The organism is Gammaproteobacteria bacterium (genome assembly GCA_015709615.1).
Taxonomy (GTDB): domain Bacteria; phylum Pseudomonadota; class Gammaproteobacteria; order Burkholderiales; family Nitrosomonadaceae; genus Nitrosomonas.
Genome location: CP054179.1, coordinates 298,585 through 324,672 on the forward strand (window position 1 = coordinate 298,585; position 26,088 = coordinate 324,672).

At 49.2% G+C, this 26,088-nt stretch carries 31 protein-coding genes and 1 pseudogene; 1 reads left to right on the top strand and 31 read right to left on the bottom strand.

Annotated features, from left to right (window positions below; genetic code table 11):
• Window positions 1–4 precede the first annotated feature (4 nt).
• The 20 genes and pseudogenes from HRU77_01440 to HRU77_01535 form a co-directional block, all read right to left on the bottom strand.
• Window positions 5–1,039, bottom strand: coding sequence for a hypothetical protein (locus HRU77_01440; GenBank protein ID QOJ19474.1), 1,035 nt, complete (start codon window positions 1,037–1,039; stop codon window positions 5–7).
• 17 nt (window positions 1,040–1,056) lie between these two features.
• On the bottom strand, window positions 1,057–1,623 hold the full coding sequence (locus tag HRU77_01445; GenBank protein ID QOJ19475.1) for a hypothetical protein: 567 nt from the start codon (window positions 1,621–1,623) through the stop codon (window positions 1,057–1,059).
• Entirely contained in the window at window positions 1,623–2,087 is a 465-nt protein-coding gene (locus HRU77_01450; protein QOJ19476.1) for a GNAT family N-acetyltransferase, read from the bottom strand. Before HRU77_01450 ends, HRU77_01445 begins: the two co-directional genes overlap by 1 nt.
• Before the next feature lie 12 nt (window positions 2,088–2,099).
• Window positions 2,100–2,513 carry a hypothetical protein gene (locus tag HRU77_01455; GenBank protein ID QOJ19477.1) on the bottom strand — a complete coding sequence of 138 codons (414 nt, stop codon included), beginning with the start codon at window positions 2,511–2,513 and terminating at the stop codon, window positions 2,100–2,102.
• A complete protein-coding gene (locus tag HRU77_01460; GenBank protein QOJ19478.1) occupies window positions 2,510–3,916 on the bottom strand; it encodes a DUF1983 domain-containing protein in 1,407 nt (468 codons plus the stop codon). The genes HRU77_01455 and HRU77_01460 overlap by 4 nt, the downstream gene beginning before the upstream one ends.
• Complete coding sequence (locus tag HRU77_01465; protein QOJ19479.1) at window positions 3,913–5,880, bottom strand: hypothetical protein; 1,968 nt, start codon at window positions 5,878–5,880, stop codon at window positions 3,913–3,915. The genes HRU77_01460 and HRU77_01465 overlap by 4 nt, the downstream gene beginning before the upstream one ends.
• Before the next feature lie 19 nt (window positions 5,881–5,899).
• A complete protein-coding gene (locus HRU77_01470; GenBank protein QOJ19480.1) occupies window positions 5,900–6,280 on the bottom strand; it encodes a hypothetical protein in 381 nt (126 codons plus the stop codon).
• A gap of 4 nt (window positions 6,281–6,284) precedes the next feature.
• Window positions 6,285–7,850 (bottom strand): hypothetical protein, encoded by a 1,566-nt coding sequence (locus HRU77_01475; protein ID QOJ19481.1) that lies wholly within the window; start codon window positions 7,848–7,850, stop codon window positions 6,285–6,287.
• Window position 7,851: 1 nt separating this feature from the next.
• Window positions 7,852–8,475 (bottom strand): hypothetical protein, encoded by a 624-nt coding sequence (locus tag HRU77_01480; protein ID QOJ19482.1) that lies wholly within the window; start codon window positions 8,473–8,475, stop codon window positions 7,852–7,854.
• A gap of 2 nt (window positions 8,476–8,477) precedes the next feature.
• Window positions 8,478–8,756, bottom strand: coding sequence for a hypothetical protein (locus tag HRU77_01485; GenBank protein ID QOJ19483.1), 279 nt, complete (start codon window positions 8,754–8,756; stop codon window positions 8,478–8,480).
• On the bottom strand, window positions 8,753–9,940 hold the full coding sequence (locus HRU77_01490; GenBank protein QOJ19484.1) for a hypothetical protein: 1,188 nt from the start codon (window positions 9,938–9,940) through the stop codon (window positions 8,753–8,755). Before HRU77_01490 ends, HRU77_01485 begins: the two co-directional genes overlap by 4 nt.
• 11 nt (window positions 9,941–9,951) lie before the next feature.
• Entirely contained in the window at window positions 9,952–10,350 is a 399-nt protein-coding gene (locus HRU77_01495; GenBank protein ID QOJ19485.1) for a hypothetical protein, read from the bottom strand.
• A gap of 12 nt (window positions 10,351–10,362) precedes the next feature.
• The gene (locus HRU77_01500) at window positions 10,363–11,031 is read right to left on the bottom strand and encodes a hypothetical protein (GenBank protein QOJ19486.1); all 669 of its coding nucleotides are present in this window, start codon (window positions 11,029–11,031) and stop codon (window positions 10,363–10,365) included.
• 14 nt (window positions 11,032–11,045) lie between these two features.
• The gene (locus HRU77_01505; protein QOJ19487.1) at window positions 11,046–11,687 is read right to left on the bottom strand and encodes a hypothetical protein; all 642 of its coding nucleotides are present in this window, start codon (window positions 11,685–11,687) and stop codon (window positions 11,046–11,048) included.
• Between the two features lie 96 nt (window positions 11,688–11,783).
• Window positions 11,784–12,152 (bottom strand): hypothetical protein, encoded by a 369-nt coding sequence (locus HRU77_01510; protein QOJ19219.1) that lies wholly within the window; start codon window positions 12,150–12,152, stop codon window positions 11,784–11,786.
• Between the two features lie 58 nt (window positions 12,153–12,210).
• Window positions 12,211–12,612 (bottom strand): annotated as a pseudogene (locus HRU77_01515) (hypothetical protein).
• Between the two features lie 3 nt (window positions 12,613–12,615).
• Entirely contained in the window at window positions 12,616–13,134 is a 519-nt protein-coding gene (locus HRU77_01520; GenBank protein QOJ19488.1) for a hypothetical protein, read from the bottom strand.
• Between the two features lie 18 nt (window positions 13,135–13,152).
• Window positions 13,153–14,244, bottom strand: coding sequence for a hypothetical protein (locus HRU77_01525; protein QOJ19489.1), 1,092 nt, complete (start codon window positions 14,242–14,244; stop codon window positions 13,153–13,155).
• 6 nt (window positions 14,245–14,250) lie between these two features.
• Entirely contained in the window at window positions 14,251–15,210 is a 960-nt protein-coding gene (locus HRU77_01530) for a hypothetical protein (GenBank protein ID QOJ19490.1), read from the bottom strand.
• Between the two features lie 2 nt (window positions 15,211–15,212).
• Entirely contained in the window at window positions 15,213–15,506 is a 294-nt protein-coding gene (locus HRU77_01535) for a hypothetical protein (protein ID QOJ19491.1), read from the bottom strand.
• Window positions 15,507–15,625: 119 nt separating this feature from the next.
• Between HRU77_01535 and HRU77_01540 the strand changes: the two genes are divergently transcribed.
• Window positions 15,626–16,051 (top strand): hypothetical protein, encoded by a 426-nt coding sequence (locus tag HRU77_01540; protein ID QOJ19492.1) that lies wholly within the window; start codon window positions 15,626–15,628, stop codon window positions 16,049–16,051.
• Here HRU77_01540 and HRU77_01545 read toward each other — a convergent pair whose 3' ends face one another.
• From HRU77_01545 to HRU77_01595, 11 genes are all read right to left on the bottom strand, one after another.
• The gene (locus HRU77_01545) at window positions 16,052–16,471 is read right to left on the bottom strand and encodes a hypothetical protein (GenBank protein ID QOJ19493.1); all 420 of its coding nucleotides are present in this window, start codon (window positions 16,469–16,471) and stop codon (window positions 16,052–16,054) included.
• Between the two features lie 70 nt (window positions 16,472–16,541).
• Window positions 16,542–16,946: a hypothetical protein gene (locus HRU77_01550; protein ID QOJ19494.1), complete on the bottom strand. Its 405-nt coding sequence runs from the start codon at window positions 16,944–16,946 to the stop codon at window positions 16,542–16,544.
• A 65-nt stretch (window positions 16,947–17,011) separates the two neighbouring features.
• Window positions 17,012–18,202, bottom strand: coding sequence for a N4-gp56 family major capsid protein (locus HRU77_01555; GenBank protein QOJ19495.1), 1,191 nt, complete (start codon window positions 18,200–18,202; stop codon window positions 17,012–17,014).
• 111 nt (window positions 18,203–18,313) lie between these two features.
• Window positions 18,314–19,357 (bottom strand): hypothetical protein, encoded by a 1,044-nt coding sequence (locus tag HRU77_01560; protein ID QOJ19496.1) that lies wholly within the window; start codon window positions 19,355–19,357, stop codon window positions 18,314–18,316.
• Between the two features lie 186 nt (window positions 19,358–19,543).
• Window positions 19,544–21,571 carry a phage portal protein gene (locus HRU77_01565; protein ID QOJ19497.1) on the bottom strand — a complete coding sequence of 676 codons (2,028 nt, stop codon included), beginning with the start codon at window positions 21,569–21,571 and terminating at the stop codon, window positions 19,544–19,546.
• Between the two features lie 58 nt (window positions 21,572–21,629).
• Entirely contained in the window at window positions 21,630–23,036 is a 1,407-nt protein-coding gene (locus HRU77_01570) for a DNA packaging protein (protein ID QOJ22024.1), read from the bottom strand.
• Window positions 22,966–23,478 carry a hypothetical protein gene (locus HRU77_01575; GenBank protein ID QOJ19498.1) on the bottom strand — a complete coding sequence of 171 codons (513 nt, stop codon included), beginning with the start codon at window positions 23,476–23,478 and terminating at the stop codon, window positions 22,966–22,968. The genes HRU77_01570 and HRU77_01575 overlap by 71 nt, the downstream gene beginning before the upstream one ends.
• A gap of 100 nt (window positions 23,479–23,578) precedes the next feature.
• On the bottom strand, window positions 23,579–23,812 hold the full coding sequence (locus HRU77_01580; protein ID QOJ22025.1) for a hypothetical protein: 234 nt from the start codon (window positions 23,810–23,812) through the stop codon (window positions 23,579–23,581).
• A gap of 98 nt (window positions 23,813–23,910) precedes the next feature.
• On the bottom strand, window positions 23,911–24,231 hold the full coding sequence (locus HRU77_01585) for a hypothetical protein (GenBank protein ID QOJ19499.1): 321 nt from the start codon (window positions 24,229–24,231) through the stop codon (window positions 23,911–23,913).
• A gap of 323 nt (window positions 24,232–24,554) precedes the next feature.
• Complete coding sequence (locus tag HRU77_01590; protein ID QOJ19500.1) at window positions 24,555–24,992, bottom strand: RusA family crossover junction endodeoxyribonuclease; 438 nt, start codon at window positions 24,990–24,992, stop codon at window positions 24,555–24,557.
• Between the two features lie 358 nt (window positions 24,993–25,350).
• The gene (locus tag HRU77_01595; protein QOJ19501.1) at window positions 25,351–25,824 is read right to left on the bottom strand and encodes a hypothetical protein; all 474 of its coding nucleotides are present in this window, start codon (window positions 25,822–25,824) and stop codon (window positions 25,351–25,353) included.
• Window positions 25,825–26,088 lie beyond the last annotated feature (264 nt).

Here is a 26,088-nt window from a genome sequence, read left to right on the forward strand (position 1 = left end):
GTGATTATGGCGGAAGCCCGAGCAGGCTTTTTATCTTGGGATCAAGCTTAGTGGTTTCTGGTGAATTCGATGCTTCTGCTGGCTGCGAGCGGGTGCTATCGTACAATCTGCCAAAGTTTGCTACATCCTCATCGGATGGTTGTTTTCCTATGGCAATCAAGTCCTGCATGCCTTTCAAAATGAATTGCTCTCGGCTCACGGTCTTGGATGTGTTCAGGTAGGCAAGCGCATCCCTTTCATTCATGCCGAACCTGGTAGTCAGCATGTTCAGGTTTTGTTCGAGCGATGTTTTCTTGGCATTCTTTTGTTGCTGCGATTCTGGTGCGGTGTAAACCGGAGACGCAATACCGTTTCTTGTCTTGACCAGAGTTTGACCCGGTTTCATAACCTTGAAATCATCCTTGGTTCGTGGACGCACCATGTCATTAATGGATTGCATTTGCGATGCAGTCATCTGCAATAATGGGTTGCCTTGCTTATCCAGCGCTGAAAACAAATAATCGCCTGATTGCGGATCGTCGGTCACGGTAACGTTATGCACATCGCCATCTAGTCCAATTTCAGGGTTGGCCTTGCGCATGTCGTTCATGAATTTGATGACCTTGCCCTTATCTCCCATCCTCAGCAGGTCGGATAACTTGGCGATACCTGCCATCTGCGCATCCACATTGCTGAATAGGCGTTTGTTCCGATGCTCGGCCACTACATTCGGGACATCCTCGACAGCGTGATCAGAAAGCACTTTATTAATCAGCGCAGTGTTTGCCTGCGTTGCAAGTTCGTCCGTCTGACGTGCTGCTGCCGCATCCAATCCGGCGCCTTCATTTTGTAGCTGCTTGAGTGCATTTTGCTCTCGCGGAGCAACCAGATTTAATCCGCTTTGATTGATCGCAGTATTGAGCCGCGCCCGGCTATTCATTTCTGCGGTTGCGTCAGGTAGCGATGCAACTGCCGCCTTGCGCATCTCATTGGTGTATGCCCGTTCTCTGGCTGCGTCGATACCCTCGAACATTCCGTTTATTAATCCGCCTATTGGCATGTTGTAATCCCCTTTAATTAAGCAGCAAACAAACCGGCTACCTGTCCTCCAGCCTTGCCCAAATCCTTCGCAAAATTTGTGACTGCACCAAGACCGGCAATCCCTTTGCTGAATTGAGAGTTTGAAATATTTTGCAGGTTGCGTGATGCGTCGCCTGATCCAGCTATCGATAGTCCAGGTATGCCGCGCCCGATGCCGACAACGGCCGCCCTGCGCTGGAATGCCGTATCCCTGACATTCTGGCGCGCATCGTTCTGCGCCGCCACATCCGCCAATCCTTGACCGAGGTTTAAATCGGCTAATGCGGCAGTTGCGGCCGGTGAAGATGGGTCAAGCCCAGGCACGCGGCCGAGCCTGTCATACATCTTGCCGAATTGTTGCGCCACAGTACCCGATGCAGTGCTTGCCGCTCGCTCGTAGGCTTCAGGCGTATCGTAATTTTGCACCTGATTGACAAGCTGCTGTTCTGCTGGTGAGTAAATGTTTTTATACATATCCCACTGTTCTTTTGCTATCTGCGCTTCCAGGTTAGCAGCGTTCTTGGCTGCTTTCTGCGCTTTGTTGCCACCAAAAATCGACCCCATTATTTCAGCTCCTTGATGTAGAAAACATCATATGAAATAAATCCTAATTTCTTGTAAATTCTTTCCAGCTTGCTCATGTTGTCGTTGAACATGCTGCTGCGCATGCTGAGTTTGTTTCCGCCCTCTTCAGTCGCCCAGCTCACCAGAAAATTAAGCAGTGATCTCCACAGCAACCCGCGATGGTCTTTATCAACCCACCAAAAAACCTCTTGCGCCACTTTGTAATCCGGATTGAACCATAATTGCATTATTTCACCGGCGATCATGCCGCATAACGCGCCGTCTTCTTTTTCTGCCACGAACACAACGCCATAACCGCCTGTCGACAGATCGGCAACTTTGCTGATAAAGCTCCTGACATCCAGCGGAATTTCATCCTTTATGGGTGAAGTTTCGTGCATGGCAAGCGCCATTCTGCATAATTCACTGGTGTCGCTTGGTATGGCCTTTCTGATCGTTATCATAGGCATCAATAATTAATTCGATGGCTTTGACGGCCAAACGATGTTCATTGGATCCTGCTGGTTTGTAATATCGCGTAGCTTTTGGCGGTAATCGATCCATGCTTGCATCGTAAGCGCTGGAACATCGGGTAATTGCGTCCAGTCGCTTTGCTGAAGCAGTGTGTTTCTTTTCATGCGGACATCGCGCCAAGCCAATTCTTCACTAAACACCCAGGCGGAGCGCACATAATCCCATTCGTGGAACGGTGATGGTTTATCGGTCATGTGCATGATCTGGCCATTACGCACGTACACTTTTTGCACATCATTGACAGATTCATCAATGATTACGCCAAGTTCATCGGTTTCCAACCTCTCCACATAAAAGGATGTTCCGGATGAGAGCACCTTCCCGGTTTTTTTCTCGTACAGCACATACTTTTTCATCGCTGCAACCCTATTGCAAATAAACCGGTAGCGCCCAGGTTTCTAGCTCCGCCCGATATGCTGTATTGAAATGATATTGAATGCGTCCCGGCCCCTACATCGTATCCGCCAATGGCAACCGCTGAACCGGAAAACTGATCGGCCATCGATATTCCTACCTCCGGTCCGTAAATGCCATCGCACAATGTTTTCAAATATCCACTTGCCGCTGCTTCCCCTGGCGGTGAAATCCAGTTCGCCATCGCCAGAACCAGAATTTTACCCGGCTGCCCCATATACAAATAAGCGGCCGGCGCGTATCCGTAACCGGAACCGCCCACCGGCACGGTTACGGCATTGCCTTTGATGGTCAGCGTATCGACCGCTGCAACACCGATCTTTGCGGTATCGATCGTTCCGTCTTTGATCGCTGCACTCTCGATATAAACGCCGGGCTGTACCGTCCGGCCATTGATCACTTGCGGCGTGGTAAGAACGATGAACGGTATTCTTATTTTCTGAGCGTTCGGGCTGTTCTTGTTGTAGGTGGGCGATACTATCGAAAATCTGTCTGCACGGATCAGGAAGTCACTGCTGCTATCCGACGATGACAAGCCAAACCCGCTGATCAATCCATTTACATCGAGCTTGAGCGTGTATTGAGAAAATAGTTTCCCGTCGGCATCCGCGCGCGCCGTCGATTCTGCGGCTATGGATGCAGTGTGGCCATTGATGGTTGACTGCATGGTATCTGTCTTGGTGGACAGAGCCGCCACATTGTTTGCTGTCGTGGTTTGTTGGGTCTGAATGAGTCCTATATTTTCATTGACGCTTGCGTATTGCGTATTGACATGCTCAGTGATGGCATTGTCGGCATTTACCCGCTGGGTGGTTTCTGATTGGATAGCCGTTTCCGAGTTATCTACCCGCACCCCGAGATTGTCAATGTTAGTTTGTAGCGCAGTGTCGCCATCAATGCGCGATTGCCGGTCATTATTGGCAACCACTTCAATTTGACCGATCTGATCGAATATGCCGCCCGGCTTATCGATGTAATCGACGCGCTCACCCAGGTCACGGAATACGGCTGAATTGATGATCTGAGTTTGCAGATCGGACAATATGCCATCTATGTCACCGGGTTTTATCGATGTGCCGCCGCCGGAATTTCCGGATTGATCATTGCTTACGGTTTGCAGCAGCGATTTCAGCGTTTGCGCGCTGCCGCCTGAACCGATGCGCAGATTCTCGACATCCTTCTTAGTGATAAAAGCATTGTCGCCGTTACCGGATACGCCATTGCGCACATTCCAGCCGTCGGCGATGGCGCGCAGCACGGTGCGCACATTCTCATCGGCAATCGCATTCAGAACACCATCCGGTATTCCAGGTATCCCCTTGAATCTGTCGGCAAGATCACTCATAGCGCGACCAATTCTTTGAACGTTTGCGCTACACGCAACTCACGAAACCGGCCATTCCCGGTAATCCTGATCCGGTACCGGTCGGATTCGTACCCTGATGGCAACCTGAAATCCGTTTGACCGGTTGCGACGGCTTGAGAGTGTTTCAATTGATACTCAAAAAATCCGGTTGCATAGTTTTTTACATACGCCCAAAACTCGATAGTCCAATTCCCTTCAACGACGGCCTGCGCTGCGCCGAAGTTCAAGGGCTGCAATAAAACCTTTTCTGCCGATTGCCATGTCGCATTCTGCGACGAACCACCGGCGAACTGATAAAGCTTATTGCCATTGGCATAATAAAACTGGTCGGATACCGGATTGACGAACGAGCACTTGGCCACGAAATCCGGCAAATCCGTCATGGTTCCACCGGCTTCATCAAACCGGATCATGAACGGCGTAAATGCGTTATCGTGCGAATAAACCACCAGACGGCCATCCCATACAGCGAAATGCATGGATGACAATCCACTGCCGTAGCGCTGCCGCCACACTTCCCGCGTAAAAAAGTTCTGGCTTTCGACCAAGCTTCCGGTTACGCCATTGATAGACACAATGCCGTCATGACTCGCATACACAATCAAGCCATCCGCCACAGCCATAGACCACTTGGAAACCCCGGCTTGATCGATATTGATCTTACTCACCGTCATGGCATCCGGAGACACACCGGACACTAGATAAGGCTGTGACTTGGTTGTCGCAATCGCGCCCGATCCGGCCACGATGAGCCCCATGATTTCATAAGGCAACGGTTTCGCGTATCCGGGTGGCCATGCCCACGGCTTGTAGGGTTCGGACAGGTATATATTTTTCTGATCGAACGCCATCAATATGCCATTGGGAAGTATGGATAACCCGCTGACAGGCTGAGGCGCGTAATAATTGGTCGATGACAGCAGTTCATTGAGCATTGCACCGGCAACGTTATCCCTGAACACCAGCGAGCCGGAATCCGACAACACGTAGAGCGATCCGACATAATAGAAATCGGTGACATCCGCACCCGATGGCGTGCGATAAATGCGTATTTCCTTGATCGGCGCATAATCTGAAATACTGTCCTTAACAACCGTGACATCCACCTCGAATGTGGGCAGCAGCGTCGTTATCGCGTAACTGCTTGGCGGCCCCTCTTCATTGTAAATGTTGACGTAGGTGTAAACGTAAGCGCGCGCTTCCTTGTCCGCTTCATTGATCGTCAGCGTTATTTTTGCTGTGTAGGTCGTAACACCGTCGCCTGGGTCTTTGGTAATGTCGAGCGTGTATAAATTGGTTGAGCTGTCGAATGATGAATTGGTGGTGTAAATATCGAATATCAGCGTGTCGTCTGATTTCCAGCTGGCTGTCATGCGCAGTACGGGAAAAGCCGTTGATGGCGTGCTCTCATCCCGTGCCGGTGGCGTGAATTGCGCCGTGCTGTCGGATAATATGGTTGGATTTATCGTCTGTTCCTGGTACTTAACCCCGACAGATTCCCAATGAAACGTAAAAACAATATTGGCTTTGCTCGCGTCGGGCACATTGACCGAAGTAACCAAGGAAGGTGCAACCGACGGACGTGGAACGCCCACGCGATAAGATGTCGACGGCGGACCTCCGTTGACTCTCGTCCCTGTTCTTGAAGCAACACGGATAAGATTGTCTTGTGTGAAATAAACTCGGTCGAATGGATCGTTGACCAGCGGAGAACGCACAGCGTCGGCGTCATTGAGCCACGAATAGAAGGTTAATCCGTTATCCGTGTATATGCCCTTGGGTGAATTGGATAGCGTCAGGTATTCAAAACCACCTTTGGTATTGCGCAGTTCACCATAGGCAAAATCGCAATTCTTTGCGTCAGTCGCTTCGTTTTCCTGTAACAGTGATTCCGGCGCGCGTGGCCTTATGCCGGAAAACACATTGAGTTTGAAACCTGCCATTGATGCGCTCCTGTGCCATTTATTGCGGAACGTACGAAAGTATTTGAGTTCTTCTTTCAGGATTTAACAGGCTTTGATCAACCAAGTAATTGAGCATTTCTTGTACAGCAGAAAGAGATAAATCAACCGTTTCCGTGCGTTGATCATCCAATAGTGCGTAAAAATCCTGGACAACTGCATTCGTCTCCCTGGCTGCATTGATCGCCACTCGCTCTTCTATTGTGAAAAGCAATTTGAATTCTATGACCGAAACCTTGGCTGGTAACTTTACCGGTTCGTATTCTGTGCCCGTGGAATCCATTAATCTTTGATTGCCGCAATCCCAAACACCATTATGAAAAACAGGAGTGCTGGAAACTTCAATGACTTCTCCAGAGCTGATACGTCTGATTTGTGCCATTTATCTAACCCCCTACTCCTTTTAATGTAACGCTCAACGGCAAAATTGCACCGGCATTGCCCGTGATTGGATTTGCGGCGTGATTAAAACCGGTCGCAACACCGCCGATAGGATTAATCTCATAGGCTCCGGCCTCGGAATACATTCTGACGGCCGCATCGGCAGCCACTGAGTTCTGAGCAGCCCCGATGATTGCCGTTCTGGCGTACTTGCCAACACATAAATTAGTGGCACCACTGTTTGTGTAGTCATACATGGCGATGAAAGAACGATCTCCGCCCGGTATGACTCTAGGATAAAAGCCGTTTGTAGTGCTTGGCGCAACACCAAACTTAGTGTCGCTGCTGGCCAATAAACTGCCTGTCTTGGTTGAAATCACCCACATCACGGGAGATAAAGCCGACGATCCGGACATTGAAATGGCGCAGATAAGACCGTTTTCATAAAACGCATCCAGATAAAGCCCGTACTGTGATGGCGAAATGGTCGTGATCGTCGTGGTTCCGCCGGTTCCAGTTACCGGTAATTTGCTGGTAACACATTTAGAATCAGTGTTGCGATGCCAAATCAGCCAGAAATCAGTTCCGTCCGATAGCAACTTGGTTATATTGGAATTGCCGCTACCAGCGGTCGATGCGAACGTGAATTCACTGCCTTGCAATACACCTGAATTGTTGAACACATAGGCTTTCTGGTTGGTTCCATTTGGCCTTGAGATGGCAAAATAACCGTTCATTATCGCCATTTCAGGGAATATTGAAACCGACGTGGTATCCAGTGAAGTGAATGAAAGCACTGACACACCGGCCGTGGTTACAACGCCATAATAGAGTCCTATGCTAGAGGATGTGTTAACGCTGGAAACGGCAATTGCTAAGTTGCCATTACTCAGCTGAATCATTTTGTGATATTGGTTCCCGCTTGCTCCGGTTCTTGTCCATATCGTCGTGGGCGAGAGCACGGCATTGCCTGAATTATCGAACGTCGCCAGCTTGCTGTTCAATGGCGAAGAGCTATCCTGAAACACAACGGCAAAACCGCCGCCCGATAATGCCACAGCCGAAAAATAGGTATTGTTCGACGCGGTAATGGCGGTTAATGCTTTAACAGTAACAAGATTTGCATCAAATACCGCTATTTGTATGGATGACGCATCCTTTCCAATGCACGCAATGTTGCCGTTGCTGAGTTTAAGAATATGGTCATTTGTGAATGCCAAAGCCGATATGGAAACGCTATTGACCAGCGAACCATTGGCGGAAAACTTATTCAACAAAAAAGGATTGGATAGCGTGAATATTTCACCATTCTCGTTATTCACGACGGCTTGACGGCTAAAAGCAGCGGTAACAGCAGAAGATACATTGGTTTGCGCAATGATCATTCCCGTGCTGTCATTTGTTTGCTGGGTTCCCAAGTCAACATTGCCGACAGCCGCAAAGTTGGCTATTGCCGCTTTTCTGCCTTTGCCGTCGGTCGCATCCAGATAGACCAAATCCTTGAAGGTCAATGATTCGCCCGCAATCAAGCCGCTCGTGTTCTTTATTGGATTGAAATCTGACAATTGCATTTTAGATAGCCCTCCAGCCTGATGCTGTGTAGATGAACGATAAAGTCAGACCTGCAACGTTGAGAATGAAGTTTTCAGCCTGAGAATTGCCAAAAGGATCGACAAAATTCGATCCGTTGCGATTGAGAGTTACCGGATTTGCCGCCCAGCTGGACAAAGCGTCCGATAATTCAACGATGTCGCCAAGCGACGGTGATGACGGCATATTGACAGCAAAACTGCCAGATGTTGAATCGATAAAGTAATGTATCTTTGGCGCCAGCGTAGCCGATGAATTGACATAAGCCATCGCGTTATTGCTGCTGGTGGCGATGTTGCTCAACGTGCCCGCTGTAATTCTCATTTCAATGCGCGCACCAGCAGACCACGCGACGGCCGTGGTTCCTTCCTGGCCGCGCACAACCGTCAATCCATCGGTAGCCCGCGCGGTTACTTTGACAATCTCCCAGGCGTTTTCTGCGCCGTTGCCGTCAACACCGATCAATGTTGCAAGAAAATAATCACCGCCGGTTGGAGACGGAAAACGCGCACCTTGTCCTGTTGCCAATGAGATCACGGTCGATGAATCCGATATGCCGCCAGACAAAGAACCGAATGCATTGTTTTTGTATAGCTGTTGTCCCATTTTTAGGTGTCTTTAACCGTTATCTTAAATTCATCCTGCTTGACGCGGCCATCCGCCGTTGTCGTTGTGATGGTGAGCTTGTATTTCGATCCGCTCGCGCCGCCGGATACCCAAATTTTCACCTTTGGATCGTTGACGAATATCGATTCAACGGTTAATCCGTCCGGGGTTACTGAAACCCTCGCAGATTCGACGTTATCCCCGGAGGTCAACCACTGACTGTAATCAACGTCGTAATCGGTGACATCGATCGGCTGTTTCGTAAAGCTTCCTAGATTCATGCGGCCACCAACATGGTTCTATCATCGGGATCAATAATCATGGTGCGATCAACGGGATCAACAATCATATAGCGGTCGTCCGGCGCGCTTATCTCCGAGTTGGCAATACCGTAGGCTCTGCCCACGATAGCCGTGGCCAATGCTGCCGTGACACTTCCATATTGAATGACCGTTGCATTGCAATTTGATATAACCGCCCCTGCTTGATTGCTCGCGTTGCTGTAAAACAGTTTCCCGCCGAGCGCATTTACCGCCACGGCATTTGCTGATGCGTTGACCAACCCGGCATACTTCATCTTGGCCTTTGGCCTGTTCGCTGTGGCTGCGGCACCTGCGGATACGGTCGGCATTACCATGCGCACACCGTTTGCATTGATTACCGCGGCCTGAGCGGTAGCCGATACCGTCGGGAAGAATCGCATAGTGGCAACCGTAGGCTGTGCGGTGCTTGATGCATTTGCACTCGCGGCCCCAGGATGGACAATGTGCGCATTGGCATTAAAAGCATCGGAATTGCCGAAACTGAATACCCCAAGCGTCGTTGATACGCTCGTTTTCGTGCCGTCGATTGTTGCCGTAGCTGAAGCAATGGCGTTGCAATAACCGTCGTTGCGATAAAAACTATCGCCACTGAGCTTTATTGAAGCATCGATGCTGGCAATGAGTGCATTGCAGTTTGCCGAGACGCTGCCGTATCGGGTGACATCAGCCCCGGATACTGTTCCTGTTGCGGATGCCGTGACACTGGACGCTCCCGGTTTTACTCTGTGCGCATCGGCATTAATGACCGAACAGCCACAAGTAACTGAGGCTTCGCCGAGCTCCTGCGCAACCAGCGCATAACCGTCGGCTGTTGCGTTTCCGCTCGCTTCTGCCAGTAATGTCCGCAATGCAAAAACATTACTTGTTGCGGTAGCCGTCGCATTTACAGATCCCGCGTAAGTAACATTAGGATCAATATCAGCTGATGCCGTAGCATTTCCAACCGCAAAACCATGAACGATTTTATTTTCGCTGACAGTAACCGTTACCGCAGCATTGGCCAATACGGAAGCATATGCGGTGCGCTTGGGCTCTATGCTGACGGCCGTGGCTGTAGCAATGGCGACAGCAGCGGCATGGATCACCCAAGAAGGCGATCCATTGCCGTTAACTGAAAAACCATTGATGCTTTTGCTATTCACGGCCGATCGCCTTAATCAAGCCCGAATACCAGCGCATTGGCAGCAAAAGCCAGAACATCTCCAGGAGCCAATGTTTTTGGCGCGTTCATCTGTGCATATAGCAAACGATTACCGGCCGTTGCAGCGTCGTACACTACAATATGTGTAATTGTAACGCTCGCCGACGCATTGCCGTTAGCCGGGAATGTGACCACGCCGGAATTCTTGGTTTGTCCGTTCACATCAATTGCGGTCCATGCCGCTGATTGCCGCGCGTATCCGGTATAAGCCGTTTCAGTTCCTCCGGATGCTTCGCCAGGATCAGACTCGAAGAGCGCTATATACACGGTTGAAGGCGGAGTAATGGCGTTATTTCTTAGGAAGTGCTCGACTATCTTCTCTTCCAGGTAATTTGTAAAAGCACCGGGCATGGCGTGTCTCCTTTATTTCGCGGTGGTGGATAAATGGGTGTTAGGGCTGGCGCCGATCTCTGACTTGATTTTTCCGGTCAGTGACGCGATGTAGTTCTGTTGATGTAATCCGGCCTTGGTCTGGTCTGCTAACTCTGATTCCTTGCTGAATGCGCGGAACAGGATGTAATCGAGCAATGCATTCTGGTAGATGTCATCAAGCGAGATGACGCTTGCCAAAACAGCATCGTCCGGTATCGCGCCATAGACGATTTCCACGTAGTTCTGATTGACCGTAGGCTGCGGCGGATAAACATAGAAATGCTTAGGATCAAGCACCGAGTACATGAAATGTTTTACTTCCGCACTGGCGGTTTGCTGGTGCCAATTCGGCACTTGCGCGTCCATGATCTTTTGATCCGTGATGCGGATCGGCCGCCCTGGTGTAGAACCGCTCTCGCCCATGTTGCGCACGATGTCGATCAGCTGGGCTGCATTGGATGGCAATCCCTGTTTCGTGCCGGCCGCAAGTTTCATGGTCGTGTTGATCACGAATGCATTGGGTTTTAAAACCACTATTTCGCGCTGTCCGTCATTCAGCCAGCCGAGCAATTCCGCATCCGGCCAACGAACGCCGGTGGTGTCCTGCAATGGGATTTGCGCTTTGTCTACGATTGATTGTGCTGTTATGGTGGTGGCCATGACTCTGATCGCACCTATGAGAAGTAAGCAGTGGTTCTGATCGCGCCACGGCCGAGCGCTTTGGCTGAAGATGCATTGGCGCCAGATATTGCCGCATCAAACAGCGATTTCCGGTATGTGCCATTCTGCGGATCGGTCCATCCTTTGCCGGACATCAGCATCAGATTCGCGGCCGCGCCATTGGCGATGTCGTACAGATATTTGCTGGCAATCCATTTGGGGAAACTCACGGAAGTAATGCTCGGCTTCAAAGCCAGGGTCAGCACCAAGCCACCGGCAATGGTGGAATCTGGCACTGGTGCCAATAGGATTTGCTCGGTGTCTATCTGTGTGTAGTATTTTGGCTGTGCGCTATCAGTGCGCCAGCGCGGCGATTCTTGATCAAGCCACTCGGTCGATTGAGGTTTTAATTTATAGCCATCGAAAGCTGCGTTAAGTACAACGGCCAGTTCGGACCCTGGCGGCAAATCAATGGTGTATCCGTTTTCGCCTGCATCAATATCGATTGGATCGGGCAGGTGCTTCCAAATCCACGATCTTGCGCAAAACTCGATGATCGCGTGCTTGGTTGCGCTTTCAACGGTTGGGTCAGGCGGATACGCGGCAAGCAGCCCTAGAACCTCGCTCGTAATGTCGGAATATTTTGTGGTAGCCATAATTTGAAATTATGGAATCCGCTTTTCAATTCGACCTTTTGCGAGAAAACAAAAAAGCCGCTAAAGAGCGGCCTTTTATTTGGGCTTAAGAGGAAACTAGGCGGGTGCCGTTTCTGGTGCTGGCTCAGGTGCAGGTGTAAATTCTGCGGCAGGTGCCGGTTCCGGTGCTGGGGCTGGCGCCTCATCAGGAATCTCAGCATCAGCAACATCCAAATTCCCGATCAGACGATTAGCGGCTTCTGCGATTTGTGGAGAAACGTTATCAGCGTTTTCCACTGCCGTTTTCAGCATCCGTATTTCACTAACAATCTTCTCTGATTTCGCATTTGCGTCGTTCAGTTTGTCCAATAATTCTTGCTGATTCATAGCAATTTTCCTCAGTAAACGTTCCTGCCGTAGTAATACATTAATCACAACGGCGGCAGTGACCGCTATGATTTGTTTCTTTCTGCTCTTTTCGCTCATGATTCAATCTCCCAGTCTTGATGTGTATCACCGGCCGCCTGTCATGAATAAATCTGCATCCAAAATCGTGCACCGCATCATAAAAATACTCAGCACGGAATCGCGTAATCGCTTGAATTAATCCCTTTGCAGTACCTTGATAATTGTACGAATCCTCAATAATCAATTCTTTCAGCAACCGGTCAAACTGATCTTTGAATGAATCCGGCAAATGCCCTTCACGGATCAGCTGATACCCGGCATCGTGCACGAGCGATGCGGCCATCGTGCTCGCTGTATCGATTGTCGGACCGCTCGGGCCGTCCCAGGCATAACCGGCCTCTATAATGAGCAGACCGGACATCAGCAGCGTAATGTACGGCGTGACAATATCGTGCTGTGGACAAATATCTGTTTGGATGATGTATCGGCGCTGAAGCTGGTACTTATAACCACCCTTGTAATAAAGATCGGTTCTCATCGCTTATGGGACAACCGTCACATGATTTTTAAGTTCAGTCACACATGCGTTGTAAGCAATTACGGTTTCTTGAGCAAGCTCGGCGATTTCTTCAAGAGATCGCTCAACATCTGCGGGAAGTCGTATTTGTTCTCTTCCACCAGACTCGCCGGAACCGTCGGTTTTTCCTCGCACGCGCACGGCTTCACTATCATCGCAGGCTTGGGCGGTGATCCACATGCCGCCAGAAGAAGCGCGCTGAGCACGCATATCGCTTTTAAGCTTTGCAATCGCTTTGTCTTTTTCATTTATTACCCCCATTGTGTGATTAATATCCTGCTTGCTTTGAGCGGCAACACGCGCCATAGCTTCGCTCAGTTCCTTTGCTTGAGCCGTAATCCGTTCGTTGTCTCTTTCCATCCAGATGGCGCGCTCAACCTTGCGGCCGTTTTCGTGGATGCCGTGACCGATGAACCAGATAAGCCCGAGGATTGCCGCGATTCCGATGATAGTTGGCAGTTCTTTGATTAAAAGTTCTGGCATTTTCAATCCCTTTAATAGTTACGCCTGAATAAACGGACATTTGTTCCAAATTCGATGACCCGCTGCTGTTGTGATGCGCTGAAATGACGATGCGGAATAAACCGATTGCACGATAAACCGGCCAATCGGCAAATTGAGCGCACCCATATGCCGTCCACCGATCTTGTCGATTATTTTTGTGCGTACCATTGTTGCCATATCAGTCACGGCCATCCATGTTCGACCACTTGTCAGATCATCATAATTAGCCGCGCGGATATGTTCGATTTCAATTTTTAGCCATGTGCCAATCTGGGGCGAATATGCTACGGCGCTTGCGGATGGATACGGCGCTGTGTACTCCTGCCAGTATGTAATTAACGGTAATGTAGGGTGGTTTGCGTTGCTATCCATTTTTAGCGACAGATATAGATTCCCGCCAGAATCTTTGAACAATTCGGTTATTAGCCTCAGGTCTCCCCAGCCGTATTGATAAATACCATTTGCAGAATCGTACGCACCGTTTGTTTTAAACTCTATCGCCGGGTTCATCCAATTGTTACTCGGATAAGCGAGTTTTGCTCCCAAGTCAGCATCTAGCTTTATGTAGCCGACGTAATAAAACCTGGGAATATCCTGCACTTGCGATGCGTAGTATCCTCGTCCGTTGACCATGATCAGCGGCGATTGCGGTCTGCCATTTGCAGATGTCCCGCCGTCATTATCAATATGGATCGTCAGCGCGTACGGCGATATCCCTTTTTCCGCAAACTCTATTAGTAGATTGTCGGCGTCGGCAGTACCACCTGATATTTCTGCGATAGTGTTGTAACTATATGAACTTAGTTTAGGTGTGCCGCCCTCGCTATCTAAATATAGATTTTGCGATGTCAGAATTTGCGAAAACAATTCTGCGTGCGGGCCAAAATTGTCGGCAATGGCAGAAGGGAATGCCACGCCACCAATGCTACCCGTGCCAGTAATATGAGATTCAAAATCCTTCAAGCTACCAGCGGTATGCGAGACTGGCGCAAAGTCTACTCCGTTGCCAAGATCGCCCAGGTCTAAAAGCAGTTTTGCAGGGGCGCTATTTACCTGATAATTTGAGAGCACGCTAAATCCGTCAGCCATGATGTCCTAAGCGCCTCCGGTAAATATTTCTATTTGCCCTGAATTTAGGGTGATCGTGTCGGTATTGCCATTGCAAGCCACCGAGAACCCGAAATAAAATGGCGCCGAATCCATGCTGCCGGATAATGTAATAGGTGATCCAAGCACAGGGTTTGGAGATGTCACTAACACATACCCGGAATACGAATTTGTTGATACGTATCCTGTTCTGAGTAGCCTTGAATTACCTCCGGAATCCGACAAACGCTGGAACATTACGCGTTCCGCAAAACAGAATCCACCACTGCCGCCGGTAGTTGCCCCGCTGTCATAGACGGCAGTATCCCCAGAATTTCCATTTACGCCGCAGCGGTACCGTATAGTTGCTGCATTCACGCTCCCGGCTTTCCCAAGTGACGGCATTAGTATGAGATGATCCCCAGGCTGCAATAATGATTTACCGTTGTTCACCGGTATGATCGTTTGCAACGGGAATTCTTCTGCAGTGCCTGTTTTAGTCCAGCCTGAATATACTTTTTCAGCGAACATCCAATTATTGTCCGGGCGCCATCTTATGCCGTCACAATAAAACCCCTGGCCGTCGATGCCTACAGTTGGGTCCCAGCAGCGCCATCCTTTCCTGGCCGCATTCGCAGCAGGGAAACCACTAAAACCGCTGAAAACAATATGTCCGCCGCTTACCTGCTGAAATTTAGCAGGAACAACGGTTGAATCTCCGACGAATAGCACACCACCAGCAAGATTAAGAGATGAGTGTTTATCGATAATGCGGATAAACTTGCCGCCAAAATTGGCAGCATCGAGACTAAGAAAGTCACTCCACAGATATTCTGCCACCGAAGCCGCTGGCTGCCCGGTAGCTGGGTCTATTAAGCCGACAGGAACACCCAAAATATAATACCAGCGAGGGATACCGAGTTCTTTTGTCTCTTCGTCAACGTCAACGTACTGGAATGATCCGACCATTTCTATCTTCTCCCAACCCAGTGGTATTCAAGAGTTCCAGTAGTTGCACCTGCTGCCGCAATTACTGCTATCTTGTATTGATGTCCTACGGAAAATAAATCCGAGCGGCCTTTTTTGAAAAAAATGCCCTTTGTTGTGTTTAATCCTGTTTGTGGATCAACTGCACCGATTCTTATCCTGCAGTCACAATCGACGCTAATTTGATAAACGCCCATTTCAAGCGCAGGAGATTGCGCTGCAGAGCTTGAGATAGACAAAGTACCAGGATCATGATCAACAATATCCAAAGCGTCCATAATCGATTTCCCAGATAAATTAATGCGATTGATTATGGTATCGCTGCAACAATTCGACCTTTACCGGGTCAATATGAATATGATCTGTTGATACTTGCTTTGAGCGATGAGGTAAAAAAATGAAATTCTTGCTGATACTACTGATTCTTTTCCCCAGTTTGTCGCATGCCGATGAATACCTCGGTCAATATAGCGTGAATCAATTTTTACCTGCCGCGATAGCGAATCAGTACGGTGCAGGCAGTCAATTTGACCCGCGCAGCGTGTTAAATCAGTTCGGGGAATACGGTAGCAGGTACAGCAACCAATCGACAAACAATCCCAATGCAACCGATGCGCCGCGGCTGTATGACAGTCAAGGAAATTACCGGGGACAACTAAGTTCCAATCAATACGATCCTGAATCCATATCGAACCAATTTGGCCGTTTTGGCAGTCAGTTCAGTCCTGAATCGGTCCATAATGAATTTGGTGCGGGGAATAGATTTGATCCCGATAGCCCGAACAATCAATTTGGTTACGGGCTGCGGGTATATGGCAGGTAATTAACCGAGATCGGCTTTTAGCGCTTCCAGTTCATCGATCAGCTGCTTCTTGGTCATGGTTTCCGGCAAGTCTTTACCGTACTTTGCTTTTGCTAGTACGATCAATTCATCCTTGGTCATTTTCTCAAGTGGAATCGATGTGTCAACGGTGTTTGATTGACCGTCATCCTGATTGCCATCGTCATCATTACCGTTGTCATTACCATCTCCACCATCATTGTAGCCGCCGTTTTCATCCTGTTGCTCAGGTGGCTCTTCCATCTTCGCCCATTGATCAGGATACTTCAGAAGTATTGCGGCCTGTTCCTTCGTCACTTCCTGAATATCGCCATTCCCTGCCCAGGTTTTGCCAGAGCGTGCAACGTTATCGAATGCGCTGGGTTTCTTTCCTACATAAATTATTTTCACCATTTTAGCCATTGTCTTTTTCCTCTTTGGTTAGAAAAAAGGCGACCATAAAGATCGCCCTTTCGTTCAAGCACGCAACAGATTACTTTCCTCTGAATTCAAAGGTAATAACACTGTCGATTTGACCGGTTGCAGCCGCACCCTTGATGGTTGCGATGATGTATGCGTCGTATAGCAGTGTAACCGGCGCGGAAGCGGAACGATTCGCGCCAGCAGACGTTGCCGCAGCTGCGGTTAACCACTGAGTTGCGCTTCCCCCAGCTTCTCCGTTGACGTACTCAAAACCAAGATCAACGGTAGCGCCCGATCCAAGCGCTCCGGTAATCAGCTTAGCATCAAAAACTTTCGTACCGGCGTAGAGTTTACTTAGCCGCACTTTGTCATTGATCTGTGCCGCCGCCAGCGTTGTTTTGCCGTGTTGCGCCGCCAGAGGGCAATCACCGGAATATGCAATATCTTGCAAGGTTGATGCGTTTATAATTGCCATTTCAGTATTCCTTGTAAGTTAATGATGATGGGGCGATTAAACCCCATCAGCCATTATTGGTTTGATTACGATCCTAACAGCGTTCTACCGGCAGAAGATGCAGGGCTAGGCGCGTAACTGTCGACTACCGCAACACCGAAATCCGTATCAGCATCGTCGATTCTGAATCGGATTTTTGCGCAACCGCCCATTGATGCGGCCACTGTCTCGACGCTGTTGCCATGATCCACGGACTCTTCCGACCAATCGTAGAAATAATCGGAATTAGATTTGCCGTATGCTTTCGCCAGCGCTTGCGCACCTACGATAATGGCGCGATCAACGTCGTTATCGGTAGTTGAAGAAACAGCTACGGTGCTTTCCGTGTAGGTGTTTCCGTCAGTACCGCCGGTATCGACGATTACGTTTGAACCGGCAGTAAATCGGATCGCATACCGATTCAATCGTTTGATCAGCACACCGTTCCACATGATCGTTTCGTATGCATCGAACAATGGATGTTTCACGCCCGGCGATTTGCGCTCATAGGCATTCTGCAATGCAGTGCGCCATGTGGTTTGGCTGGTTCTGCTTTGCAGATACAACCATTGCCGTTCGGTAACGAACATGACCCAAAGCGGTTCATTCCATGCGCGATCATCGCCTTTGATCTTGATAGGCTGAAGAACGGATGGAGATTCACGCAGCTGGGAAACAATCCGGTCAACGTCTTGTAACGTTAATGCATCGTTGGAACCGATGGTGTCCGGTCCGGTGGCGTCATTAGCAGCGAAATAACGGTTTTTAGTAGGTGCTTTTACCGTATTGACCATAATTTCCGCGAAATCAGCATCGGCTTGCAATGGTATTACCCAATCGCTAGTTTGCTGATAACCACGGGCACCGGCCAAATGCACGAGCGACGCCTGATCTTCCATGCGCTGCATCCACGCCTGCAGACCCATCATACTGATGTTTCGCAAGTTATGAACCGTGCGCTTTTGTGTCATGCGGCCACCGGAATCAGCACCAGCACGGCATTGGTTGATCAAGACATCCATGCTCGAATAGGTCAGCGGCATCATACGCCCGGCGATACGTTTATCGCCCATGACTGGCTTGCCTTGCAGGATATTGAACAGATCGATCGATACCGTATCGCCAGCGCCTTTGGACAGATCACCCGCTTTAACAATCGGATAATCCGGTGAAGTTTGGCCTTTCGATTTGGATGCGAATGATCCTTCTTTGGGCATTTCACCGCTAATTAGATTCATGAAACCAGGGGTGTGCTGTACACGGGTGAAAAGCCCAACAGAGTAAGCTTTTCGCGCTAGTGCAGAACCCACAGGGATAGAAGTTGGCATTTTTTAATCCTCTATGATTTTTTACAATGATTGAAGGTATTCATCCATTTGCTCTGCCGACATTCCTGCAAACTTTTCAGCGAGTTGCAGTGTCGTCATGTTTTCTAGCGCTGATCTTTCATCCGCTGCCGCATGTGTTCCGGCTGGGAATTCGGATAGGGAAGTTGGCACGTTGGATTTGCTTGCTGCGGCCATGCTTGCAGCCTTATCCCGTGCGGCTTTCGCCATTTGTTCAGCGCTCATAGAGTTGGTTTTATTGCTGCCGGGTACTTCGATAGTTCTACCGAGTGCGTTTTCAACCATTTCAGCTACTTTGTTGAAGCGTTCTGTCAGCGGTTTATCTTCCCAAAACGGCTGATTTCTCAAGGTTTTGTCAAACTGCTGCGCTAACTCAAATGCTTCTGCGTCGGTTGCCTGAATGTGGGCAATCTTGGGAACGGCGTCGATAGCGTCCTGAACATCCTGCTTGGTTGTTCGCTGGCTTACCTCCTCCATTTCCTTTACTGATTGCTCTACCGGGTTCAATTTGGCTTCAAGCTGCGCGGTTTTGGCCATCGCGGCTTGGTATGCTTTGTAGACAGTCGGAAAATCCTCCTTCAAAGCTTCCAAATCTTCGGCTGATAAATCCTCGGTTGCCTGATTCTGATCGTCGGCGCGGACGTTCTCGCCGGTGTTCGTCCCTGATGCGTTGGCTTGCTGTTTTGCTTCTAAGTCCGCTAATTTTTGCTGCGTTTCCTTGAGCAATTGCTCGGCTCGCGCAGCTTTGTCGCGTTCACTCTTCAGCACTGAGTACGGAATGACATGCTTGCCATCTTTCGTGGCTACGCCATCCGGCTCATTGTTCTGCTCTCCAACCTGATCATTGTCTGGCTTCTTATCGTTGTCCTGCTTTACGCTGTCATTAGCATCAGATTTGCTTTCCTGTGTTTCCTCGGTTTTGGTTTCTTGCTTTTGTTCTTTGTCGGCATCGGGCGGCAATGCTTCCCCTGCTTCCAGTTGATTAAAAGCCTTCATCCATTCTTCCGGATCATCAGAAACGTTATTGATGTCAAATTCAGTGCTCATAAAACTTTCTCTCCACGTTGTCGAAGTAGGTTTCGGAATACCGTCTAGCCGCTGCGCCTTATCCCAGGCGGGGAATCAGCGGCTTGCAGGTGTGAGGAAAGTTTCGGGCATGAAAAGTAATTCGACCTTTTTGCAAATGAAAAACCCGCTTCAAGGCGGGCTTTGTGGGTGAAGTGCTACGATTCTTTATTTCTTGGTGAGCAAATAATCTGCCTTGGCGTTTGTCTCGCGGATTTTGGCGGCCTTCTCTGCCGCTGCGAGTGCGATCATCTTGTCCTGCGTTTCTTTCTGCTGCGCCATTTCCTGCTGCTGCTGCATCAGCATGGCTTGCTTTTGCTCGGGGTCTTGATCTTGTATTCCCAGCGCGTCGCGTATCGTCTCGGCCACCTCGAAGCGATCCGGCATGTCGGTTGATTCGATAATGAATGGGGTGAGTAACGCTTGAACTTGCGGCGGCAAGCTGCTGGCGACTGCGGTGATCATTTGCAGCTGTTGCAAACGGAATGATGAGGATGTCGGGATGTCATCCAGCACGACCTTGGCATTCACCGCGGATACGTCATTGAGCACGACGGGTTCCCCGGTTTCCGGGTCTGCCGATTGCTGGTTGAGCACGACAACCTTTTTATTCTTGCCGTTGCCGATGCTGACAACCTGCTGGCCATTGGACAAATCCTCTTTCAGCATCTCAAACATGAGCTCTCCGACCATTCTGCGACCGAATCTAAAATTGTCGTTGATCTCGCCGGTTGAGTTTGATCCCTGTTCTGCCAATGAATTAATGGCCAATCCGGATTTTGCTCCGGTTTGTTGCCCCATCATGGTTTTGTGTATTCCGGATGTTTCGGCGATTTCCTGCTTGCTTTCCTGCATCAAAAGGAATTGCTGCTGCGCCAGTTCTCCCCCTGCGTCAACCATGAACTTGCTGTTTGGGTTGCGTTTGGCGTTCAGAATGATGTATGAGTCCGGCCTTGCTATTTCTTGCGCTGCGAGATCGTGATCTTCAACCGCGTCAGAATCAGTGATTACACGACGGCTGTTCAGAATCCATTGCGCTTTTGACCGGCGTGCATTGATTTCATCTTGTGGCGACAGCATTGCCCGGATCATGCCGTAAGGTGCATTGGTTTGATCTTCCCGGTAACCGAAAAACGGCACATACGGGAAGTAATTGTGCTTATACGGGCTGGGCACATCATAGAGAAAGTGCGGACCCGCATACCAAGCCAGCCGAACCTTTTGGAATGTTGCCTGACTGACTTGCGCAACACCTCCCAATATGACCATGCTGTGCTTTGGATTGTTGAAATCCGCTTCTATCACTCTGCCGTTTGGCAGTTTCAAGACATACGCCCTAACCCATTTGCGATACCAAATTTCGGATAGGCATATGCGCTGACGCTGAATGTCGCGCCAGTCGTTGTATGACAGCTTGGTGTCCCGCTCAACTTGAAACGACTGGCTGAGTCCTGTGCTTTGATCGACGATTGGATCGTATCCGGACCATCCGTTAGCAGTCATTCTGAACAATGTCGCGTATTGCTGCATCATCGCTACGGCGTGATCGAGTTCCAGCCATCGCTTGCGGATCAGATAGGCTGCATCGGACAAATCCGGTTGTTCTGATCGCCAATCCCAAAAGATTTCGCGGCGGTGCACGTATTTGATGCGGTATGGACATTTAAAAGGATCGGTTTCGCGCGATACTTCAACCCAACCCAAACCGGCTTTTAATTGCGCTGCGTAGGCATCCGAGCAAGCCCTATCGGCTCTGCTTTCAACTTCGGCGCGTTTTAGTTTTAACGACAAGGCTTCCGCCAAATCGTCGCTACATGAACCGTCGTCGTCCGGCATTACTTTCCAATCGGTGCGTGATTTGGCTTCTATGCCCAGCAGGGTGTCAACGGTTGGCTTTATTAAATTGCTGATTATCGCTGGCTGCTTGCGTTCATCCAGGGTTGCTAATGTCTCTTCGGATAGTTGATTGCCATCGTAATAATCCGAACACTTGTCCGCTTCCCGGCGCCAGCTTGGCTGGTGCATGATCTCGAACATGAAACTTTCCACCTGCTCGCGTGCCAGTGGCTTATCTTGCAGCTCTTCCGGAGTGGCATTTATTGGGTCTGTGGGCTGTTCTCCAACACTCTCATATTGATCGTTATCGCCATCCTGATCGATCATGGCAGCGCTGCTTAACTGTATATCTCCCGGCATAACTCACACCCTGAAATCGTTGATTGGTGTATTTTGTAATGCGTGGAGTTATTCGACCTTAGCCGGTGCGCCAGTTGTATCCTCTGTTTGGGTTCAGTGCTTTTTTCTGTGGGTCTGGAGGCTCGATGGCATAGCGCAGCATGACATAGCCATAGCGTGTTGCACTCATGATGTCGTCTTGCAGCTTAACGATCTTGCCATCCTTGCGATGGTATAGCCTGAATTCCTCGAACCAGCTTGATAACCCTGCGAATACCTTGAAGCGGCCTTCTTGCATAGCCGTCAACATAAGACTTATCCCAGCTTCAACGCTGGTTCTGCTGACTTTGTGCCCTTGTTCGTCACCGGTTTCAGGCAGTTGCGCCATTTCGTGCAGCATGCTGACGCCTTGATCGCGGTATTGCTGCGCGAGCTGGATCCCGCTGCCTTTTTCTGTCTGCAATCCATCATGCGGCCAAGCCACGGGAATCCATTCGCCGCGTTGTTTGATCAGTGGCGCAACATGCGGAGGTGTTGCATCTGGTACGCCTCGCTTTGATTCAATGTCGTATACGTAAACCGTATCACTATCACGATCCCATGCCAGCCACACCAAAGCCGTTGGATGATCAATACCGAAATCGATGCCGCAGATACGCGGCCACAAATCCGGCAATTGAAACGGTGGAACCGTAATCACTGATTCGGCAATCGGGAAAATGCGGCCGCTGCCGAGTACCGGAATTCCGTTTGTGCGCGCTTCCTTCTCATGCGCTGGGTAGCTGGCAATGATGCGTTCTTTCTCTTCCTTGGTGTAATGCAGTACATCATCGATGGTCATGCAAATGTCGGCGCGATCTTTTGTCCGCTCTTTCTCATCCAGGAACATGCGCACGACCTCGGACATGCCGAGCAATGGCGTGAATGTGATCCATACCATTCCGCCGGTGGCGTTGGTCCTGGTCAATACCTCGGTGTAAATATCGAGCGGCGGCTCTTCGTCTAGCGCGGCGTAATCAAGCGTCTCGCCTTGTAGTTTGCTTCGGCCCTTCTCGTAGGATTTGAAATAGATGCGGGATATGCCGCCGGAAATGTGCCGGACAAAGATACAGTCAACGGAATCGGCAATACCTTGTGCGCGCGTGATCTTGATGATCGATTTTTCTGGAATGGTGCCGGTCCCCCATTCACCAGGGCGGCCAAGAATCAAACGCTGCAAAGTATCTCGCGTTGACTCCATTGATTCTCCTAATGCCCAGCCGGTAGTTGCGCGTGCCCAGCGTCTACCTTTCCACCAATCCGGATATTTTCCGGTGGCGTGATAGGCTACTTCGTGGGCTGATGATAGGGTCTTGCCGAGTTGGTTGCCGGCGCGGAACAATCTTTCACGGAAGGTTTCCCCGGCAGTGTGAAAATCAATCTGTTTCGGGTAGGGCTTGTATCTCGATAATTTGTTTTTGTCCTGGCGATTCTTGAGTGCCCTCATCACTTTCAAGCATGCCAGTCTGGGCGGCAAGTTCTCTAGCGAGCTGGGCAAGTTCTTCGTCTGAAAGCTGGTCAAACTCATCGTCTGGTTTTTCTTCTTTCTTATTGAATAATCCGATCACGTCTCCAAGCTTTGTCAGTGCCGTGTTTGCGCCCTGTGCGTCGAATCTGTATTCTCCGATCTCAACCAATTCGCCTTCCACCATCTTCATGACCGGTTCGGCCTGCATGCACCTCTCGACGATCCGCATGTACCTGGAAATAACCCACTCTCGATTTAATCCGGTACGCAGTATTGCGTTCTTGCTCGCTATCTCGGATAGCGTGTTGATGCGTTTTACGACGTCCTTGTTGTAACCGGCTTCGCCCGGCCTCTCCCATCCGAGAGCGGTTCTTCTTTTTATTTTTGCCCCTGATGCGATCAGCGCTTCATCAATCGACATGCCAGCGGCACGGCAGCGGCAATAGGCTTCTTGCTCTACCGTTAGTCCGCTATCAAGTCGAGAATGCTTAACATGCCGCTCAGGTTTCGGCCTTTTTGCTTTACGGTCCAATTTTTGTAGTGATGTATGAAACCATACCAGCCCAAGCTGCGTAAGCAAATGCCGCTGATGCTACGGCGATGAATGCCAAAGATCCATGGCCAGCAGCCTTACGCATCTTCTTCCCAAATCTCAAATCTTCCCTGAATTCTTCCACGCTTTCCGGTCGATCAATGTCGACTCCGAGTATTGCAAAAACCTTTTTAACCGCGTGTTCTGCTGCCTCTTCAGACAGTTTTTCTGAATACTCGCACCGTCCTTGCTTTCTTCTCTCTAGCTGATTGTCGCCGTGCATTTCTCATTCCCCAGGTAAATTAATTCGGTGATCTGAGTTTATTTGCCGGGCGGTAATTCGATTTGATCTTTCCTTAAGCGTCTTCTTCTCATGATCCAGAATGCCACATTTAGCCAGCGGTAAACATCCACGGGTTTCCTGTTCTCTATCCTCATCCAGCGCGTATTGAATTTTTTCCCGATACGGAGAATGCGGCCGTAATTGTTCAGCGCGTCCAGCGCGTCTATTGTCTGCTTGTAATCGAGTCCTGCTCGTTTTGCTATTTCTATCCCGGTCAGTTTCACCGGGGAATCGTTGACTACTGCGAGCACTTTGTCTCGCAACTTTGTACTTTCCTGATCAACTTTTTTTCTGAGCAATCTGCTATTTCCCAAATATTTCCCGCACAAGAATTTTATTTTTTATAGTCTTTTGTTATTATTTACATATATTTATTCAAAACTTTGGAATATGTTCATTTCAGTCAAAGAGCTCGCGGAACACAGAGGCGTAACGCCTAGAACAATCATAAGCTGGTGCCATAAGGGTTACTTCGATGGCGATGCCGTATTTCATAGCGGACGATGGATCATATTCATATCTGATTTTCTTCTAGTCTCTCTTCCAAAATTCAAATCTGGAAGGAAGCAAGGCGGCAAGAACAAAAAACCATACACCAGAAGATCCAGCACTGAACCAATCATCAAGCCACCTGAAGTTCAACCAGTTCGCGCACGATTACTACCACCCCGGGTGTCTCGGCGTAACGTTTCTTCTGCGTAGATTCTACGACCTGCCCATCGTCGCGCCACACAACGCCATTCATGCCATCAAAAATGGATTTGGTGATATTGTCGATGTCGCTTTTTTTCGTTGCGGCCAATTTTCCGGTAATAGCCAATAACTGTTTTTTCTTGGACCATGACGGCGGTATCTCTAAGCGGATGTCCAACTCAACCGATACTGCGCCGGTAATCATCTCCCTTCCGGACATTGCGAAGTGTGCTGAATGTGCTACCAAACCTTCATAGTTCGCCGTTTTCTCTGGCGTATACATGGCAATATGTTTGCCGCGCCTTGCTGCTTTGTGTCGCGCTTTCGGAACCGGTTGCCCTGGAACCGTAAAAATAATCTCGCCCATCTATCCCAAACCTCTCACCAAAAACCCAGCGACAAAACCAGCCGATGCACCTATCGACAACATGGCCACAAGCATTTGCATGAAACGAAATTCGGTTATTTTTACTTCTTTGTTCATTATTTCCCCTCCTTCATCTTCCATTGCCTGTTAACCTCTTCAATAAATTTTTTCGTGTTTTCTTCGCCGTGCTTTTCTGCGAACATTGCGTAATATCTTAATTTCCGCTCTTCTGGCCATACCATCACTTCACGCGCCTTCTCCTGGTATCTTTTCCGGTGGCGCTTCAGGCATTCTTGCTTGAATGATTCGGTGTATGTTGGCGCTGGCGTTTTTGTGCATTGCTCGCATTGGCATGGCATTAAAAATCACCAGGAGCCACCTGCAAGCAAGTGATTCCTCTTCTTCTCCACATATTTACCACTCTGTCACGATCATCGAAAACCGCAACAAGCCTTTTTTTATCATCTTCAAGCATATTGTCTAACCAGCTTTCCTTTAAAACATCATCCGGCGTGTAATCCATAGCTGGCCGCATTGTCAAAAGATGCTCGTAATTCAAATTGAATGACATGAATGCTGTGTGTTCAGCTATCCACGCCACTGTTTTGTCACGTACCTCTTCGCTTCTTCCGCTAAACAGCCACACATCAGCGCCAGATAGCATCAAGTTATTCATTATGAAAATTACTGGTTTATTTGGCTCATCCCTGTCGCAAGCAGCATAAAAATCACGCCATCTGTTAGGGTTATCTTTATCTTCAAGAATACTAACCCTATGATTTATAATCGCCAGTGTTCCATCAATATCAAATATGTACAGAGGTCTATTCATAGCGCATCAACCATTTCGTCAAAGTTTTCACCGCGCAGATTGCGTTCATACAATTCAGCAAATTGCTGCCGTTTTCTTTCATAATCTTAATTTTATTTTCTAAGTTTTTGATTATTCTTTCTCTTATTCCGCAAGCCCATTTAGTCATATCAGTACCATAAAAACCAACGCGGCTGGGCACTTGCTACATGCAGGCTTGCTTGTGCCGTTCGTATCAAATGAGTGCAACAAGTGCCCATGCGGGTTAGCTTTTAATCCTCCATT